The sequence below is a fragment of the Rahnella sp. RcJ3 genome (assembly GCF_009498575.1).
GTDB classification, from domain to species: Bacteria; Pseudomonadota; Gammaproteobacteria; order Enterobacterales; family Enterobacteriaceae; genus Rahnella; species Rahnella aceris.
The window spans coordinates 48660-67211 of record NZ_QSNX01000004.1 but is presented as its reverse complement, the minus strand read 5'-3'; the positions used below and the strand labels follow the sequence as shown (position 1 = coordinate 67211).

Genomic DNA, 18552 nt, shown 5'->3' with positions numbered 1-18552 from the left:
GTTTGCTTTGAAGCAGGAGCCGGAATTTGCATGGTCATAACCCTTTACCTCCGGTTGGCTGCACGTCAGCAGGTTCGTCTTTCCAGACGTCACGCAGGAACGTGGTGGCAGAAGGATGCGGCAGGTAGTTTTTGACGTCCCTGCGCACCACAATGGAATCAACCATTTGCGAGAGCGGCACCAGCGCCGGGATCAGCGCGTCGTAGCGTTGCTGAATGGCGAAATACTCCTGTTTCTGTTTCTCGGGGTCACGTTCAAGCAGCGCCTGATCGATATCCGCATTCAGCTGTTTGTCATAGAAACCGGTGCGCCAGCCCTGAAAATTGGTCAGCCGTGCCGCGTCATTGTTATCCGGGTTGTAAACCAGCGCACGCAGGCTGGAATGCGGATGCGGTTCCACGCCGCTGCCGCCGCGCCCGACCAGCATGTCGAACTTGCGTTCACGCATCGCGCCGTAAATCTGGTTGCCGGTACCGGTAACGATTTTGGCGCGGATCCCCGCCTGCATCAGCGTGGACTGCACCGCAATCGCGATATTGAGGAAAGGCTGATCGGCCAGTACCCGCAGCGTAGTATCAAAACCGTCGGGATAACCGGCTTCCGCCAGCAAAGTTCTGGCACGCGGGATATCCAGCTTATAACCCGGATCCGGCAACGTGGCAGGCATACCGACCTGGATAGGACGCTGATGCACGATGCCATAACCGTCCATCAGCGCCTTGCCGATACCCTGGTAATCAATCAGATAGCGCACCGCTTCGCGTACTTTCGGGTTAGCGAAATGTGGCTCTTTCATGCTCATCGCCACGTAATAAATGGTGCCTTTTTTCACCTGATCGACCTGCATGGCCGGGTCGTGGCTCAGCGCTTTCACATCAGACACCGCCATGTTATTGGCAATATCCAGATCGCCTTTTTCAATCATCAGGCGCAGCGTCTGGGATTCCTGAAAATGACGGAATACCACGCGCGACAGTTTCGGTTCACCGCGCCAGTACTGCGGATTGCGACTCATGTTCAGCACATCTTTCGCCTGCCAGCTATCGAGACGAAATGGCCCGGAACCGGCTTCGTTGGTTGTCAGCCAGCGGTTACCCCAGTCGCCATTCACTTCATGGGCCTGCACGGTTTTGCTGTCCAGCGCCACCACGCTGCCGAGCGCGGCCAGCGAGTAGATCACCAGTTTCGGATCATTGGGTTTGGGTAACTGAATTTCGACGATACCGGGAGACGGCGAACGCACCATCTCATCGACATTCTTTTTGCTGAATCCGTAGGATTTCCACACCGAGGCCTGTGCCAGATTGAGATGCAGAATGCGGCGCATCGACCACACCACATCGTCAGCAGTCACCGGATTGCCGGAGTGGAATTTCACGCCTTCGCGCAGATGAAACGTGATGAGGTTGCGGGCGTCGTTGACCTCCCACGAGGTCGCCAGTGCGGGGCGCACGTTGGTGAGTTGTTGCGGATCAAGCTCAATCAGCGGGTCATAGAGATTGACCACGATGCCGACAATATCATTGCCGGTCATCGCTGCCGGATCGAGTGTTAACAGGTTATTCATGTTCATGCCGATGATCAGCTGGTCGGGCGGCGTTTTTGCCTGCGCCGTCCAGCCAGCCGTCATCAGCAGGAGCGCGAAAAGCCATGCGCCCCACGGTTTGCCAGAGTTCATGATGTACCTTCCGGGTAGAGTCAGAGGTTTATTATTTTTCTGCCCGCAGGTCAGTCGCGGCTGACGGTATGGGTTTCTATGTAATCAAAATTAATGTCCTCTCCGAGGCCGGGGCGGTCAGAAAGATGAACAAAGCCGTGTTCATCCATCGGGTCAACAATGCTGTTCAGGTATGCAGCAGGTTCGTCGTATTCCAGGAACGGATGCAGCAGACCGCGTTCGTACCAGCGACAGTTGCGGATTGCGCCGACCACCGCCAGACTCGCCGCGCCGTTGCCGTGCACTTCGCAGTCCATCCCAAAAGCTTCCGCCAGACTGGCGACTTTCATGCACGGCGAGATGCCGCCGACACCGTTGGCACCGGCGCGCAAAATGTCGCAGGCACCGGCCTTCACCCAGTCCGCACGGCTGTGGTGCTTGCCACCCAGACTTTCCGGCCCGATCACGTCGATAGACAGGTTTTCCGCCAGCCAGGCATAAGAAGCCATGCTCTCTTCTTCCATCGGTTCCTCGAACCAGGCGAAGTTGAGTTTTTCCAGCGCCTTACCGATGGTCAGCGCCTGACTGCGGCTGTACCAGTGATAGCCGTCGAGCATCAGTTCGATATCCGGCCCGACCGCTTCACGTACGGCGGCACAGGCTTTGATGTCCATTTTCGGATCCGGCGCAAATGCCACCGGCGGCATCCAGGTGTGCAGCTTGATAGCCTGATAACCGCGGGCCACCAGTTTTTCGGCAAACTGCCCGAATTCGTCCGGCGTCGACAGCCCGCCCTTCAGTTCGTCGCCACACATGGTGCTGCCGTAAGCCGGGACTTTTTCGCGAAAACCGCCCAGCAGTTTGTGCACCGGCATATTCAGTTTGCGGCCAATAAGATCCCACAATGCCTGCTCGACAAACGACAGTGCCCGCTCGGTCAGCTGATGCGCACTGCCACGTTGCCAGTGAACCAGATCCTGCCAGAGGCGTTCGCGGTCGAACGGGTTCTGGCCTATCAGCACTTTCCTGAAAAATGCGTTCACCACATGCGGACGCACCACTTCTGGGGGTGCGAACGAATACCCGCAATCACCTTCGTCAGTGGTGATCGTTAACATGGCCATTTTCGCCTGACTTTCTTCACCCGGATGAGAATGACCCGCGCTGTCAGAAACGCGACGGGTCGGATAAGTAAAAACAGAGACTTCAACAGAACTTATTTTCACAGCGATACCTGCCATTACTGAGAGAGTTAACGCCCTTCAGAGCGCTTCGTCATTGCGCGTCCATTCAGCAGTGTGAGCACACTCACACTTCTTTAAAACCGCAATCCAACAATAATAAAATAGCGTTTCATTATTGAACTTAGCCAGTTTGGTGACGCATTTCCACGGCTAAAAGCCGAAAATTTGCCGGTAGATTTGGGCATCTGCACGACGGAATGTGAGCATTTTCACGAAAGTGAGGGGAAGTGTGATCTGTACAGGAAATAGACGGATGGGATGTAGGGGGATATTGCGGCCTTTACTTTGTGATGAGAAAAGTGGGCACGAGGAAGTCAATCCGTTAGGCTAACGTTTTTAGAAGGTGTTTGCTGACCAGTCGGAGTGGAATATGTTGCGCGTTATTGATACGGAAACTTGTGGATTACAAGGCGGCGTGGTTGAAGTGGCTTCGGTCGACATTGAAGACGGGAAAATCGTCAACCCGATGAGTGATCTGGTGCGCCCCGACCGGCCGATAAGCCATCAGGCAATGGCCATCCACAAAATTACCGAGGCCATGGTGGCCGACAAACCGTGGATTGAAGAGATCATTCCGCGTTATCACGGCAGCCAATATTATGTGGCCCATAACGCCAGCTTTGACCAGCGCATGCTACCCGATATGCCGGGTGACTGGATTTGCACCGTGAAACTTTCCCGCCGTTTATGGCCGGGGATCAAATACAGCAACATGGCGCTCTACAAATCCCTCAAGCTGGACGTGGCAACGCCTGCGGATCTGCATCATCACCGCGCGCTGTTTGACTGCTACATCACCGCCGCGTTACTTATCCGCATCATGGATGAATCAGGCTGGACACCGGAAGAAATGGTGACCATTACCGGCCGCCCTGCGCTGGTGAGCACCATGATGTTTGGGAAATATCGCGGCAGAAAAATTGCTGAAATCGCCGAAGACGACCCGATGTACCTGCGCTGGATGCTGAATAACATCAAAGAATTAACGCCTGACCTGCGGATGACACTCAGGCATTATCTGGAGGTAGAGTAACGCGTTACAGCGGCACATTATCACGACACACACCCAATACCAGTTGCCGCAGCCAGCGGTGCGCAGGGTCAACTTCTGAACGCGGATGCCACATCTGGGAAATCGTGATTTCACGGGTCTCCAGCGGCAGTTCGAAAGCATATAACCGGTCTGGCTCAGCAATCATGAATGACGCGGGGATCAGCGCCACCAGATCGGAGTTTTGCGCAATCGCCAGGGCGGCGGAAAAACCCGGCACGACGGCGGCAATTTTCCTTTTCAGCCCGACTTCGGCCAGCGCGTCATCCACAGGTCCGTAAGTGTTGTTGCGACGTGAAACGACAACATGCCCGAACGACACGTATTCGTGCGCGGTAATCGTTTTCTTAAGCGCCAGCGGATGACCTTTTCTCACCACGCCCATAAACCTGTCGCGGAACAAAGTTTGCAAACGAATTTCCGGTCCCATTTCGCCTAAAACACCAATCTCAAGATCTACCCGCCCTTCCCGCAACGCATTGGAGGTTTTTTCCGGTTTTGGCATAAATCGCAGACATACGGACGGGGCCACCTGCGCAGCAGCGGCAATCATCGCCGCACCAAATGCCACCACAAAACCATCGTTGGAACGGATCAGGAAAGTACGCTCAAGTCTGGCTAAATTGAAATCTGCTGATGAAGGCCGCAACAGGGCGCGCGCCTCAAACGCCACATTCCGGGTGCGCTGGCGGATTTCTTCGGCATAAGGCGTCAGCACCATATTTCGTCCGGCGCGCACCAGCAGCGGATCGCCGGTGGTTTCGCGCAGGCGACCCAGTGTACGGCTCATGGCAGAGGCGCTTAATCCCAGACGTCGGGCAGCAGCGGCTACACTTGCTTCAGCCAGCAGCACATCAAGTGCAATAAGTAAGTTCAGATCGGGTTCAGTCATCTGAACAGAGTAACGCAACGGCAATAATGAGAGAAGGCGTTTGGTGCAGGTATTAAGTGCAGATGCTGCGTCTTCCGCACTATATTACCTGCCGGTATAGTTACCTGACTCAATATCAATAAGGCGAATGCGTTATGGAATTATTTTCCGACAAACCAGGCGATGAAGGATTACCCGGCCGTGAACGGGGATTTGCCATGGCCGCCGTGATGATCATGGCAACGATGGCGGTATTCGACGGTTCGATGGTCAACATCGCACTGCCACAGATTGCACATGCACTGGATATCTCGGCAGGTGCAGCGGTCTGGGTGTCGAACGGTTATCTGCTGTCGGCGTCCATGACACTGGCAATCTTCGCCGCGCTGGCCAGCCGCATCGGTTTCCGTCCGCTGTTTGCCGCCGGACTGACGGTGTTCACCCTTGCCTCTTTGGGTTGTGCGCTGTCATCATCGCTCGACATGTTGATTATCATGCGGGTGCTTCAGGGAATTGGCGCAGCAGCCACGCTGAGTATTGGCCCGGCGATATTGCGCTCCGTTTTCCCCAACCGCCTTCTCGGACGAATACTGGGGCTGAATGCTCTGATGATCGCCACCAGCACCGCTGTCGCGCCGGTGCTGGGCGGGACAATATTATCGGCGATGAGCTGGCAGTGGCTGTTCGCGATCAATATTCCGCTCGGCATTATTGCGGTCATTCTTACGCTGCGCGTGGTGCCATCAAACCCCGCCAGTACGCGCCAGCCGTTTGATACTGCCGGGGCGATTTTATCGGCAGTCGCACTGGGCGCGCTGATTATGGCGGCAGAATCCTTTGCGCATCCGGGAAATGACAAACTTGCCACCGCCTTAACCTATGGTCTGACGGCGATAATTGCAGGCGTGGCCTTTGTCTGGCGTCAGCGTCGGGCGCCAAAACCGCTGCTGCCGCTCGGCATGTTTGCCTCCACGCGGTTCACGCTGGCGGCCTTCACCTCGCTGGCCTCATTCGTCAGCCAGGGCATCACCTTTGTCGCGCTGCCGTTCCTGTTTCAGAGCGTTTACGGTTACAGCGCCTTTGTTTCCGCATTACTTTTCACGCCCTGGCCGCTGGGGATTATTCTGGCGGCACCGCATGCAGGACGCCTTGCCGACCGTTATCCGGCCGCCATTATTTCTACTGTGGGTCTGGCGGTATTTGCGGTGGGATTACTGTTACTCGCGCAACTTCCCGCGCAACCCCAGGTCTGGGATATCGGCCTGAGAAGCTTTATCTGCGGACTGGGCTTCGGCTGTTTCCAGAGCCCGAACAACCGTGAAATGCTCTCCAACGCTTCACGGGAAAACAGCGGTTATGCCTCCGGCGTACTGGCCATTATGCGCACCTTCGGCCAGTGTCTCGGTGCCGCGTGCGTCGGGGTCATCCTGACAATTTATTCTGCCAGTAGTGTGGTGCAGGAGGCCCGGGCAGTGCAGGTCAGTTTATGGGTGGCGGTGATGGCCACGGTGCTGGCGAGTGTGATAAGCCTCAGCCGCCTGCGAGGTCAGCGCGGTCACTTGCAGGCGGAGAAATAATGGAAATAATAGATAACCGATACCTAAGAGAGTAACACCGTGTCCCGTTCCCAGCGTTTGCTTGATTTAATTCAGATCCTCCGCCGCCACCGGTTTCCGGTGACCGGGTTAACGCTGGCTGCGGAACTCAATATCAGCGTCAGAACGCTCTACCGGGATATCGCAACATTGCAGGAGCAGGGAGCCGATATTCAGGGCGAACCGGGGCTTGGATATATTTTGCGCCCCGGTTTCATGCTTCCTCCTCTGATGTTTTCTGAGGATGAAATCCAGGCACTGGTGTTGGGTTCCCGCTGGGTATCCAGACGTAGCGACGGGCAACTGAGCGCGGCAGCAAAAAACGCGCTTGCCAAAATTGCAGCGGTGCTGCCCGAAGATCTGCGCATGTCTTTGGAATCGACAACCTTACTCATCGGCCCAGCAGACAATTCTGGCGCAGACGCAGCCTTATTACCGCAAATCCGTCAGGCAATTAAAGACGAACGTAAAATTGAAATTGTTTATCGCAGCCTGAAAAATGAAAGTTCCTCCCGGGTGATCTGGCCATTTGCCCTCGGTTATTTCGATCAGGTTCAGATACTGATCGCATGGTGCGAGTCGCGTCAGAGCTTTCGTCATTTCCGCACCGACTGCATTATGTCTCTCAAACGAACGGATGAGCGCTACCCAAGGCGGCGTCAGAGATTGCTGAAAGAGTGGCAGGATAAGGAACAAATCTCACCTCAGTAACCCGAATCACTCCTGACAGAAACTGGCAGTGGTGGCCACTAAGATACTCAGTAACAGACATCAAACCGGATGTCTTTTCATTCCTGAGGGGCCACTAATGATTGATTCAAACTTCGTTATTTTGTACGTCAACAATCCGCAGGTCAGCGCCAGATTCTATGAAGACCTTCTGGAAAAACAACCCGTTGAGGCTTCAGCCACTTTCGCCATGTTTGTTCTACCCTCAGGGATGAGGCTGGGCCTTTGGTCAAAGCATACTGTCGAACCCGCCGCTGAAGGTTATGCCGGAAATGGTGAGATCGTCTTTTCTGCTGACAGCAATGAACAGGTCGATGCTCTCTGCTCTCTCTGGCGCGATAAGGGACTTGAGATAATGCAGGAACCTGTTGAGATGGATTTCGGCTATACCTTTCTCGCGTTGGATCCTGACGGGTATCGCCTGCGGGTTTACCGGTTGTCGATAGAGTAAACAGCTCAACCCGGAGCGCCCTCACAGGCGCTCTGCTTAAATCAACGGGTTCTGATACGCATTCCAGCGATTGCCGCAGATGTTTCGTTATTCCGGTCAGTCCTTGCGCCGGATCTTTCCCAAACACCTGTTTCAGGATATGTTTATGACGAAACAGACCGGCGAACGTCTGATGGTTATCCCTGAAGTCATACTGTTGAAGGATAAATTCTATGCTGGAACTGAGACCCAACTGCGAGTGTTGCAATACCGATCTCCCCCCTGCTGCTGATGCCAGAATTTGCTCGTTTGAATGCACATTCTGTGTAACCTGTGCCGAAGACAAACTTCACGGGATATGCCCCAACTGTGGCGGAGAACTCGTTGCCCGTCCGCGCAGACCGACCAATAAACTGGCCAATAATCCGGCGTCCATAACACGGGTATTTAAGCCAGAGGGCTGTGCTTCTTAGTTCCGCGCAGTGTCACGCCAGAGTTTCAGCCGCTGGCGTGCCTTCATCCAAAACAACGGTCATCTGTCTTCTCCTTACTTCAGGACATATAAACGCTTCTGTTTCCTGAAACTGAACTAAAGTTATCCTTCTCCTGCCACTCCCGCTGCATAAAGGGAGTCAAAGAATTCTATAACATTATTATTAAAAAGGATTTTTATGCCCCGCATCACTTCTCTGGTTTCTTCATCTGCACTGATCGGTTCGGTTTTTCTGCTCACCGGGTGTCCGCCCCCGCCTGATTTAACGCAGTGGCAGCGCCCTGGCAGCACCATAGATGACGCGCGTGTTGCGATGGGGCAATGCGGCGTCCCGCTTCCGGGGCCGGAACCTTCTTTTACCGACAATGAAACGGTGCTGTATTACCAGTGCATGGAGGGGAAAGGATTTACCTATAAGGGTGATTTCCATATTTGCGATTACTACAAAAACACCCCTGCCTGCATTGAGAAACAACAGGGACATCCGCTGAGTCAGCGGCAGCTCGACGACGTACTGCCCTTTATAGCCGACAATGGCTTTTACCCGATTAAACGAGCTTAATTCACGAAGAGAGCATATAATTTTATTTTTTATACGCCGGTAATATTTTTTATTATCCTGACTGAGTTTATGTTATTTATTTTATGTTAAAATGATTATCATCTTTACAATAGCCCGTTTATTGTCACTCTGAAAATATTCAGGCTGATTGAAAGAGGAAATTCACATGAGCGATTCGCTTAATAGTTTGCAAGCTGCCACAAAGGGTAGTTTTCTTGATCCTAAGACCTGGGGGATGGAAGGCAATATAAATGACATTTACCTTGAGCATTTAGCAGGAAAAGAAGCCTACTTCGTATTTAGAAAAACAGGAACCCCCTCCAAACTTAATTGGTATTATCCGACATCTGCAAAAGATAATAGTTATTTTTTATTTGCCGGGTTTCATTCTGGGACATTGGCAGACCCTAAGGTATGGGACGAATATGGCAAAGTCGGATCTATTTATTATGAAGAGAATTACGGTTATTATCGCTTGAAGGTTGAAGGTAACCCTTTAACTGGTCTCTGGTATTTTCCAGCAAGTGGACTTTCAAATGATAAATGGGAGTTTATAGGTAAGGAAAGAGTAGGCAGTTTCAGAAAACCTAAAAACTGGGGTGATGCAGGTACAAAAGGTGATATCTACTGTACATCTACGAACAATCGAGAATATTATTATAAGTTGGAGAAAACGGGGCAACCTTCGGCTCATGGTTGGTGGTTCCCAGATAAAAATCAAAGTAACGAGAATTGGTCATTTTCAGGATATAATTCTGGCACTAAAGATAGACCAAAAACATGGAGTGAGTATGGTGATAAGGGATGCTACTATTTAAGTACTGATGGCTATTATAAGCTTAAAACAACGGGCAATCCGGCAGAACACGGCTGGTACTACCCAACCGATAAAAAATCTAATGATAGATGGGAATTCCATGGTTTCAGGCTGGGAACCAAAAGGTTTCCAAAAGACTTTACAGATGATGGTAGCACCGGTGATATCTATATTGGTTATTCTAAAGCCAGCATATACCGGTTAAAAGATACAGGTAGCCCAAATACTTCAGGCTGGTTTTTCCCTGATACTCCTTCTAGTGAGCAGGCACCTGCTCCTGCTGTGTTAGTGAATCATTGGGATAGCGAGGTAGCTGCGTACAATAGCGAAAAACCGACCAAATGGATGTCTTATTTCCACGATGATACCCCTCTTAATCAAATCTCAATTCCGGGGACCCATGATTCCAGCACATTTGGAATCAGTGGCCCAGCACTTGTAGTCACACAAAATCATGTAAATAATATAAACAAGCAATTAACCGATGGTATAAGATTTATTGATGCCCGTTGTAGGCACATTGAGAATGTTTTCGCCATGCATCACGACCGTTATTATCTCAATCATATGTTCGGTGATGTTTTGAATGCCTGTTATTCATTTTTGGCTGCAAACCCAAGCGAATGCATTATTATAAGTGTTAAACCTGAATATGATGAGTCTAAATGTTCCCGGGGTTTTGCCGAGACATTTGAAAAATCATACTATAATAAAGATCATTGGTATGTAGGAAATCAAGTTCCTAAACTCGGAGAGATACGTGGGAAAATAGTTCTGATAAGCCGATTCGCTGGCAGTAGTATGGGGATTCATACTTCGGGTTGGAAGGACAATGGTGTATCAGACATTGCTGGTTTTCTGCATATCCAAGATAAATATAACGAACACAATGAGGTTTATAAGTGGCATGCTATCAGAGATGCATGGAACTTTTCCGCTAGTAATAACAGGCTAGGTTGGTTAACACTTAACTTTACAAGCATTGCAGGTAAAGTAGGAACAAGCCCTTACGAATACGCAGTTGATAAAAACCCAGAACTCGCGAATTATATAATACCGCGTAAAGAAGCAGGCGGGATTGTCATTTCTGATTATTATTATGAAGGCAGGATCACACAAAAAGTGATTAAAACTAATTTCAGGGACATTTAGTTTTTGAGAAAAAATGAACCATGTGAGAGAAGAAGAAAACGCTGAGTCTGCTATGAAGAACGTTAAAATCATTCCACAAGGAGCCACCGTAGCGCTGAGGGACCCTAAGCATTACGGTGGCCTTTCAGATTTCAGAGCTTATGACAGCTAATTATTTAGCGTCAGCGTCTGGCAGTGCGTAAGCGATGATGTAATCGCCCAGTTTGGTGCCGAACGAACCGTGACCGCCTGCTGCGATAACAACGTACTGCTTGCCATTCACAGAGTAAGTCATTGGGGTCGCCTGGCCACCTGCTGGCAGACGAGCTTCCCACAGTTTGTCACCGTTGCTCATATCAAATGCACGCAGGTAGTTATCTGCGGTCGCTGCGATGAAGAACACATTACCGGCGGTAGAAATCGGTGCGCCCAACATTGGCATACCCATTTTGAACGGCAGCGGTAATGGTGAGCTGTCACGCACGGTACCGATACGTTTTTTCCACACGATATCGTTGGTTTTCAGGTCAACGCCGGAGATGTAACCCCATGAAGGCTGTTTACAAGGGAAGCCCAGCGGAGACAGGAACGGGTTCAGCGTCACGCCAAATGGCACGCCGTACTGTGGCTGAATGCCAGTCTCAGTACCGGAACCACCTTTATCGTTCTCATCTGGCTCCATAGGGTTGCCAGGACCACGTGGGATCAGTTTAGACACGAACGGCAGTGCGATCGGGTTCGCGATAGCCACCTGACGGTCGGTATCCACAGAAATACCGCCCCACTCGAACATACCGAGGTTACCCGGGAACACCAGCGTGCCCTGCTCGGATGGCGGTGTGAAGGTGCCTTCATAACGCAGTTTGTGGAAGATCACACGACACATCAGCTGGTCATAGATCGTTGCGCCCCACATGTCTTTACCGGTCAGTTTGGCTTCCGGACGGAAAGTCAGTTCGGAGAACGGCTGAGTCGGAGAAACGTGGTCGCCTTTCGCTGCGCCTTGCGGAACAGGTTTTTCAGGTGCGTCAACAATCAGCTTACCGTCACGGCGATCCAGCACGAAGATGTTACCGGTTTTGGTCGGTACATAAATCGCAGGAACTTTGTTGCCGCTCTTGTCAGTGATATCAGCCAGCGTTGGCTGCGCCGGAACGTCCATATCCCACAGGTCGTGATGAACGGTCTGATAGAACCAGGCCAGTTTACCGGTGGTCGCATTCAGCGCCAGCAGGCCGCTCGCATAACGTTCCATTTCCGGAGTACGGTTGCCGCCCCAGATATCTGGTGTCGCTACGCCGATTGGCAGGTAGACCAGATCCAGCTTGTCATCATAAGCCGCAGGCGCCCATGAGTTCGGGGAGTTTGGCGTGAAGTGCTGACCATCTTCAGGGATTTTGTTCGGTTCAGCCGCACCCGGATCGAAGGCCCACAGCAGTTTACCGGTTTCCACATCAAAGCCACGGATCACGCCGGAAGGCTCGCGGTTTGAGTAGTTATCGGTAACCGCACCCGCCACGATGATCACAGATTTAGTGATGATTGGCGGTGACGTTGGCTCGTAGTGGCCTGGCGTTGCGTAAGGCATGTTGCCTTGCAGGTTCAGCTCACCGTTGTTACCGAATGCCGGGCAACGTGCGCCGGTTTCAGCGTCCAGCGCAAACAGACGGCCATCGTTGACCGGCAGAATGATACGACGTGAACAGACAGCAGGCGCTGCGCCATTAGCCGCATCACCTTGTGCAGCAGGTGTGGTCTCATGATAAGACACACCGCGACAGGTCACGTGCTGGAAGGTCGGGTTAGAATTGAGCTGCGGATCGAACTTCCACTTCTCTTTACCGGTCGCGGCATCCAGAGCAAACAGCTTCTGGTGCGGCGTACACAGGTAAAGCATGTCGCCGATTTTGATTGGCGTCACTTCGTCAGTGATTTCGCCCGGATCGTTCGGGGTCTTCAGGTCACCGGTACGGAAAGTCCAGGCCACGTCGAGCTTGCTGACGTTTTTATCGTTGATCTGGTTCAGTGGCGAGTAACGGGTACCGCCCTGAGTACGGCCATAGGCCGGCCAGTCACTGGCAGGAACGCCGGAATCGGTTGCCGCCGGTGCAGCATCGGCAGCTTTAAGGGTGCCGTTGATTTCCTGCGGATCGTTGAAGACGGAGTACGCCAGCACAATCACGGTGAACAGCAGGGAAACGGCCAGAGCGCCGCGTGCGAAAGCGTTTTTCGCCAGCATCTGGTTATACACAACCGGCAGCAGGATCCACAGGCCCAGGAAGAAGGTGACGTCTAAACGCGGCGTCAGTGCCCAGAAGTCTGTGCCTACTTCCCACACCGCCCACACCGTGGTGCCGAACAGGAAGATTGCGTACAGCAGTAATGCAGAAGAGCGACGGCGATACAGCAACCACGCGGTAACCAGCGAGATAACACCGGCAATAATGTAATAAAGAGAACCACCTAATTTTGCCAGCCAGATACCGCCGACAAGAAGATAAATCCCGCTTAACGCGGCGAACAAAGCGGTAATTATGACGACGATGCGTGATAACGAGGCTTTCGTTTCCATAGTTGATGACCTTACTGATTTTTTATAATCGTCGATTCAGGCATAGCCCGAATCTTCAAGAACATCCGGTTCTCACCGGGTGTCATTCCTTGCATGTGCTGCCCCGCTTCAAAAAGTGCAGGTAACGGGCAGCACCGCGTGGTTCATTGTTCTGCTGACTGAACGTACTGACTAAAAGTTATTCGAAACTATAAGAAAGCGTAGCGCCGCCACCGTAGTTTCTGCCAGGTGCCGGTTCGAAATAACGGCCATTGCCTTCATTAACAATCACAGAACCGACATAATTTCTGTCGAACAGGTTGTCGACGCGGGTAAACAAATCGAGCGTCACTTTGTTCCAGTTGAAGCGGTAACCCGCATTCACGCTGGCCACGGTATAAGCGGGGGCCTGTTCACTGTTTTCGTCGTTTACTTCAATGTCGCTCATGTATCGCACATCGGCGCCCGCGTGCCAGCCGTCAACCGGTGCCCACTCAAGAGAAGCGTAGCCCATGTTGCGCGCAATACCCGGCAGTCGGTTGCCTGCTGGTGTGCAATCACCCGCGCCACAGGTCTCGTTGCGGAAAGTAGCATCGAGCAGCGTCCAGGCCATTTTCACGCGCCAGTTTTCTTCAATCTGCTGATCTAACGACAGTTCCAGACCGCGACGGCGTGTCTTACCGGCGTTGGTGTAGCTTGACCGCCCGCCGACACTTTGTGCCACAATCAGCTCGTCATCGGTATCGGTCTGGAAGACGGCAGCGGTCACTAAACCGTTGCCCACGCGCCATTTGCTGCCCAGTTCCACGGTGTTACTGGTGGAAGGTTCCAGTCCCAGATTCAGGCCAGATTTACCGTCGGTGCGGTAAGAAAGCTCGTTAATGGTCGGCGTTTCGAAACCGCGCCCGGCCGAAATATAAGTGTTCAGTGCAGGCGTCACGGCATAGTTCAGGGACGCCATCGGCAGCAGTTTGTGATAACGGCGCGAACCGCTGTCATCAGGGTTGCTGCCGGTAATGTAATAATCCTGCGAGTCGAAACTCACGGTGCTGTAACGCGCACCGGCATCCAGCGTCCAGCGCGATGTCAGGTTCCACGTGGTTTGCAGATAGGGATCGAGGTTCCACATCACGTTCTTTTCGTTACGGCGTTCGTCGCCTTTCACGCCCAGATCGCCTTCATCATTGAAGTTTTCATAACCGAAACGACGCTCGGTCATGGTTTCATAATCCAGCCCGCCGGTGACGGAAAACGGTACGGAACCTATCTGATCGTCATGTTTCCAGCGGGTATCCACACCGGAATACTTACGTTCCAGAACAATCACCCCGCCCGCGTTCAGCGGATTTTTCTGCGATGCCGCCGGAATGGTCTGGTACTGCGTCGTGTGGCGTTCGCCGTGATAAGTCATCAGGCTGAACTCGTCGTTTTCGCCCATCTGACGCTGATAGCGTAACCCGACTTGTGTCTGATCCAGACTCTTACGGGCGTTGTACTGATCGGCGCGTTTGGCCTGCTTCGGGTCATCATGCCATTCAGATTCTGTCAGGCCACCCGGATCGTTGGCATCCACGGACACGCTGTTAAACATCAGCGTCAGGGTACTGTCATCATCAATACGCACGCCCAGTTTGCCGTTGCCGAGATTTTTCTGCGTACCGCTATGGTCACGGTAGCCGTCAGTGGTGAAACGGGAACCGGAAATCAGGTAATTCACATCACCGGCATGGGTGCCGTCGCCGGTTGCGCCGCTGGCTTTGGCGCTGTTACGAAACGAACCGTAGCTGCCGAAATAAGTGCCCGCTTCCAGTTTGGCAGGCTGTGAACCGGTTTGGGTATCGACGTTCACCACGCCGCCGGAGGCGTTGCCGTACAGCGCTGAGAACGGCCCGCGGAGCACTTCAACACGCTCTACCGAGTTCAGATCGATATTGGAGGTCTGTCCCTGCCCGTCCGGCATGGTGGCCGGAATACCATCAACGTAAATACGCACACCACGCACGCCATACATGGAACGGCTGCCGAATCCGCGAACGGAAAGTTGCAGATCCTGCGCATAGTTCTGGCGGTTCTGAACCTGTAAACCGGGGACGCTGCCAAGGCTTTCAGACAGATTGACCTGCGCTTTGCTGTTTCTGAAATCCCCGCCATCAATCACGCTGACTGCCGCCGGGGTATCGAGTTCGGATAATTTACCGGTGCTTTCACGCTTGATGACCATCATTGTTGATGAGCCGGCGGTGTCACCCGCATCATCTTTCGGCGACGCTGTCGAAGACTGGGCGTAACTGACTGATACCGGGTTAAAAAATGACAAAAACGTGATGATAAAAGCAGAGGTTTTGGCGTTCACTTTATGAGTTCTTTTGTTTTACGTTAAAAGGTTGAGTCAAAAAATACGACGCATCTCTCAATTTTGGACATAAGAAGTAGACATAAATTGACCAATCTGATTGAGAGCCGTGAAGGGGCTCACTATAGATTTTTTCTTCCTGTTAGTACATACGCAACTTTACAAATATAACTTTTTAACAAAATACCGCACGCAGTGTACATCTGAGGCCATTTTCAAATTCTATCTCCGCGCAAAATACAGGGTTTTATTCGTCTGATAGCGTTTATATTCCGATACAAAATAAACATCCGCTTTCATTCGAAAAATCATCCAACGATCTCCCGGTATTTATCTGCGCCTGAGTGGTAACGATTACACAATATACAACCTGCTGATAATTAGGTGATTTACCGGAAAACAAAAATGCACCTGATGCGTATTTATCAGAGAATATTTTCAGCTGGCTAATTCCTTTTTATCTTTCGAAATCCAGACGAACGCGCAGACCTCAGAATAAATATAGACCACTATTTCAAGACAGCGGCATATTCATCGCTGTTTTTTCAGACGATAAGTTCCGTGTAATGAAACCGTGGCGTCTTTACAAAAGATATAAAAAGGAGAATTCTCACGGCGCTTAAAATACCCGCAAATAAAGCCGGGGAAACGTTTTCACCGCATCCTGCGGGTCAGCGGCTTTATGACTTTTTTGTCATCCGCAGGTCACTCCTCTGTCAGAGCGCCACACGCAAAGTGGCATCACACACTGAGTTTCATTTCTGATCACAGTAAAAGAGGTCGTGCCATGCGTTTACGTGTAATTTCAACATTGTTGTTTGCCGCCACTGCGGCGTTCGGTTCCCAGGCAGCCACCGCTGCGCCAGTGAAAAATATCGTGCTGGTTCACGGCGCATTTGTTGGCGGCTCTGGCTGGCGTCCGGTGTATGACATTCTGACCCGCGATGGCTATAAAGTGACACTGGTACAGGAACCACTGACGTCGTTTGCCGATGACGTTGCAGCCACTAAACGTATTCTGGACAGGCAAAACGGCCCTGCCATTTTGGTCGGCCACAGTTATGGCGGCGCGATTATTACTGAAGCAGGCAACGATCCGCACGTAGCGGGGCTGGTGTATATCGCGGCGCATGCGCTGGACAACGGGGAAACCGAAGCAATTAACGGTAAGAAATACCCGAACTCCGCGCATCCGTTTGTGAAAACGCCGGACGGTTTCCTGTACATCAATCCGGCCAATTTCCCGTCTGATTTCGCCGCAGACCTGCCACGTAAACAGGCTGAATTTGAAGCGCAGGCCCAGATGCTGACATCCGCCAGCGTATTTACTGCGAACATTCCTGATCCGGCCTGGAAAGTGAAACCGAGCTGGTACATGGTGGCGAAGGCCGACAAGATCATTAACCCTGATTTAGAACGCATGTACGCCAAACGCGCACACAGCCACACCGTGGAAATCGCAGGCGCCAGCCATTCCGTTTATGAATCACATCCAAAAGAAGTGGCCGCACTGATTGAGCAGGCGGCAATGGGGGCAGTGAAGTAAAATTATTGACGGCGGACTAAGGCGAACACTTTGATCAGCCGTATAATTCTTCCGGTAATCCTTTTGGGAAAAAACCTTCTGGCGGCACATCGATAAATTCGCCTTCAACCCGGCGGATAAGGGTCCAGCCGGTTTCGGTCCACTCAGTTTCTTCCCAACCGTAATCTTTTTCACCTGTGTCTGGGTCTGACCAGTTACTGCGCCTGATGCCCTGAGATGCAGGGACTGGTTGCCCAAAGTCCTCGGGAATAAACCGGGCTGGTGCAAACTTAATATCCGGAAGATAGAATCCTGTTTGTTCGGGATTTTGTCCTATTTCTATTCTTACGGAAGGATCAAGTTCATAACAAGGTATTTTTGCTGGGAGTTCAATGTTTGAATATAAGCTTCCGCAGCCGGTATAGGTCAAATCCCCGTCGTCCCAATTGCCGCGCAAAGTATATGACAGTCTATTGTCTAATGCTGATGCTTTATATTCTAATTCAGAGATATTTAAAATATCCTCCTCCTTCATCCAGCCATTCCAAAACTCGACAATACCTTTGTTAATATTGCTCATAGCATGACCGATATCGAATGCTTTGATATCGTTATGAGTTCGTAGGATATAAGCTTTCATGTATCGTTCTTTCATTGGCCTGATATTAGGCATCACCCGAGACTCCCATACCACATCGGCCTGTTGCCACTGTGGGAGCTTTCTGGCGTTAAGCGGCATTTCACGTTTATATCTTGCCAGTGCTTCCTCATGTGCATCGATATAAGCAATAATGGCATCACGGGTTTCGGCATAATGTTCTGCTGAGATAAATTTTTCTAAAAAGTAACATTCCTGCGGATGTAAAATACCCATTATTCTTTTCCTTTTGGTTCATACCAGTTGTTTTTATTCTCTAGCTTCGGTAGCCCCAGATAAGGGCTGACAGGGTCACCGGCCACATCACCATAGCCCCAGCCGGTTTTACGCCGCTCACCGGTAAACTCTTTTCTAAGCTGCGACGGGTCCAGTACGATTTGTACCGCTCCACCTTCCAGCGAATATTCTTTGGCATTCTCATTAACTTGTGTTGCAGCGCGACCTTCCCAGACTTTAAGCGGTTGCCCCGGCGGAACGGTGTAAACGACATATTCCCCGTTTTCATTCCAGCTTTTCCATACGGCAAAGTTTTTACGCCAGTCACTTTTCGATGTCAGTTTTTCAAACTCTGCCTTACGCATCCAGCAGATGCTGTTGTCTGAAGAGTTTGGGTCAATGACCCGATAGATAATTTCACCCGGGGGAATTTCAACGCCTGTCATGGAATTATCGAAAGTATTAAATTTCCCATTCAAAGGTGTTTTGCGGTGAGGCATGTTTTTAATGTCTGGCCAGCCTTGGTCAATTTGGACGATTTGTGGTTTGGATAGTTTTTTAATCGGCTTATATTTCTCCACGGATACCCCAACATCCACCCAATCCGGTTTTTCCTGCTTAAACATCTCCACTTCTTTAGCCGCCCGTTCGCCGCCGTAGAGGTGTACG

13 protein-coding genes and 2 pseudogenes are annotated in these 18552 nt (G+C 51.5%); 8 read left to right on the top strand and 7 right to left on the bottom strand.

The genetic code is table 11. From position 1 onward, the window contains the following. Window positions 1–34 precede the first annotated feature (34 nt). Together DXU84_RS06785 and DXU84_RS06780 are read right to left on the bottom strand one after the other, a co-directional pair. On the bottom strand, window positions 35–1678 hold the full coding sequence (locus DXU84_RS06785; RefSeq protein ID WP_370461740.1) for an ABC transporter substrate-binding protein: 1644 nt from the start codon (window positions 1676–1678) through the stop codon (window positions 35–37). A 50-nt stretch (window positions 1679–1728) separates the two neighbouring features. Then, on the bottom strand, window positions 1729–2883 hold the full coding sequence (locus DXU84_RS06780) for a mandelate racemase family protein (RefSeq protein WP_037033211.1): 1155 nt from the start codon (window positions 2881–2883) through the stop codon (window positions 1729–1731). 388 nt (window positions 2884–3271) lie between these two features. Between DXU84_RS06780 and exoX the strand changes: the two genes are divergently transcribed. After that, a complete protein-coding gene (gene exoX, locus DXU84_RS06775) occupies window positions 3272–3934 on the top strand; it encodes an exodeoxyribonuclease X (protein ID WP_013578051.1) in 663 nt (220 codons plus the stop codon). 4 nt (window positions 3935–3938) lie between these two features. Here the strand turns inward: exoX and DXU84_RS06770 are convergent, their stop codons facing one another. Beyond that, window positions 3939–4844, bottom strand: coding sequence for a LysR family transcriptional regulator (locus tag DXU84_RS06770; RefSeq protein WP_153375170.1), 906 nt, complete (start codon window positions 4842–4844; stop codon window positions 3939–3941). A 134-nt stretch (window positions 4845–4978) separates the two neighbouring features. Between DXU84_RS06770 and DXU84_RS06765 the strand changes: the two genes are divergently transcribed. From DXU84_RS06765 to DXU84_RS25085, 6 genes and pseudogenes are all read left to right on the top strand, one after another. Further along, window positions 4979–6400 (top strand): MFS transporter, encoded by a 1422-nt coding sequence (locus DXU84_RS06765; protein WP_153375168.1) that lies wholly within the window; start codon window positions 4979–4981, stop codon window positions 6398–6400. Window positions 6401–6439: 39 nt separating this feature from the next. After that, entirely contained in the window at window positions 6440–7129 is a 690-nt protein-coding gene (locus DXU84_RS06760) for a YafY family protein (RefSeq protein WP_013578048.1), read from the top strand. Window positions 7130–7226: 97 nt separating this feature from the next. After that, window positions 7227–7598 carry a VOC family protein gene (locus DXU84_RS06755; protein ID WP_013578047.1) on the top strand — a complete coding sequence of 124 codons (372 nt, stop codon included), beginning with the start codon at window positions 7227–7229 and terminating at the stop codon, window positions 7596–7598. 212 nt (window positions 7599–7810) lie between these two features. Then, window positions 7811–8050: a DUF1272 domain-containing protein gene (locus DXU84_RS06750; RefSeq protein ID WP_153375166.1), complete on the top strand. Its 240-nt coding sequence runs from the start codon at window positions 7811–7813 to the stop codon at window positions 8048–8050. A 198-nt stretch (window positions 8051–8248) separates the two neighbouring features. Next, window positions 8249–8623, top strand: a pseudogene (locus DXU84_RS06745) (hypothetical protein); the annotation flags it as partial. A 175-nt stretch (window positions 8624–8798) separates the two neighbouring features. Beyond that, window positions 8799–10601, top strand: a complete 1803-nt coding sequence (locus tag DXU84_RS25085; RefSeq protein ID WP_228388961.1) for a phosphatidylinositol-specific phospholipase C — start codon at window positions 8799–8801, stop codon at window positions 10599–10601. A 151-nt stretch (window positions 10602–10752) separates the two neighbouring features. Here DXU84_RS25085 and DXU84_RS06735 read toward each other — a convergent pair whose 3' ends face one another. Both DXU84_RS06735 and pqqU read right to left on the bottom strand, forming a co-directional pair. Then, the gene (locus DXU84_RS06735) at window positions 10753–13152 is read right to left on the bottom strand and encodes a glucose/quinate/shikimate family membrane-bound PQQ-dependent dehydrogenase (protein ID WP_013578038.1); all 2400 of its coding nucleotides are present in this window, start codon (window positions 13150–13152) and stop codon (window positions 10753–10755) included. 178 nt (window positions 13153–13330) lie between these two features. Next, window positions 13331–15484: a TonB-dependent receptor PqqU gene (gene pqqU, locus DXU84_RS06730; RefSeq protein WP_370461738.1), complete on the bottom strand. Its 2154-nt coding sequence runs from the start codon at window positions 15482–15484 to the stop codon at window positions 13331–13333. A 787-nt stretch (window positions 15485–16271) separates the two neighbouring features. Between pqqU and DXU84_RS06725 the strand changes: the two genes are divergently transcribed. After that, a complete protein-coding gene (locus tag DXU84_RS06725; protein WP_153375164.1) occupies window positions 16272–17030 on the top strand; it encodes an alpha/beta fold hydrolase in 759 nt (252 codons plus the stop codon). 34 nt (window positions 17031–17064) lie between these two features. Here DXU84_RS06725 and DXU84_RS06720 read toward each other — a convergent pair whose 3' ends face one another. Together DXU84_RS06720 and DXU84_RS25080 are read right to left on the bottom strand one after the other, a co-directional pair. Further along, a complete protein-coding gene (locus tag DXU84_RS06720) occupies window positions 17065–17883 on the bottom strand; it encodes a hypothetical protein (protein WP_013578035.1) in 819 nt (272 codons plus the stop codon). Continuing rightward, window positions 17883–18552 (bottom strand): annotated as a pseudogene (locus DXU84_RS25080) (hypothetical protein); the annotation flags it as partial. The pseudogene DXU84_RS25080 and the gene DXU84_RS06720, both read right to left, overlap by 1 nt.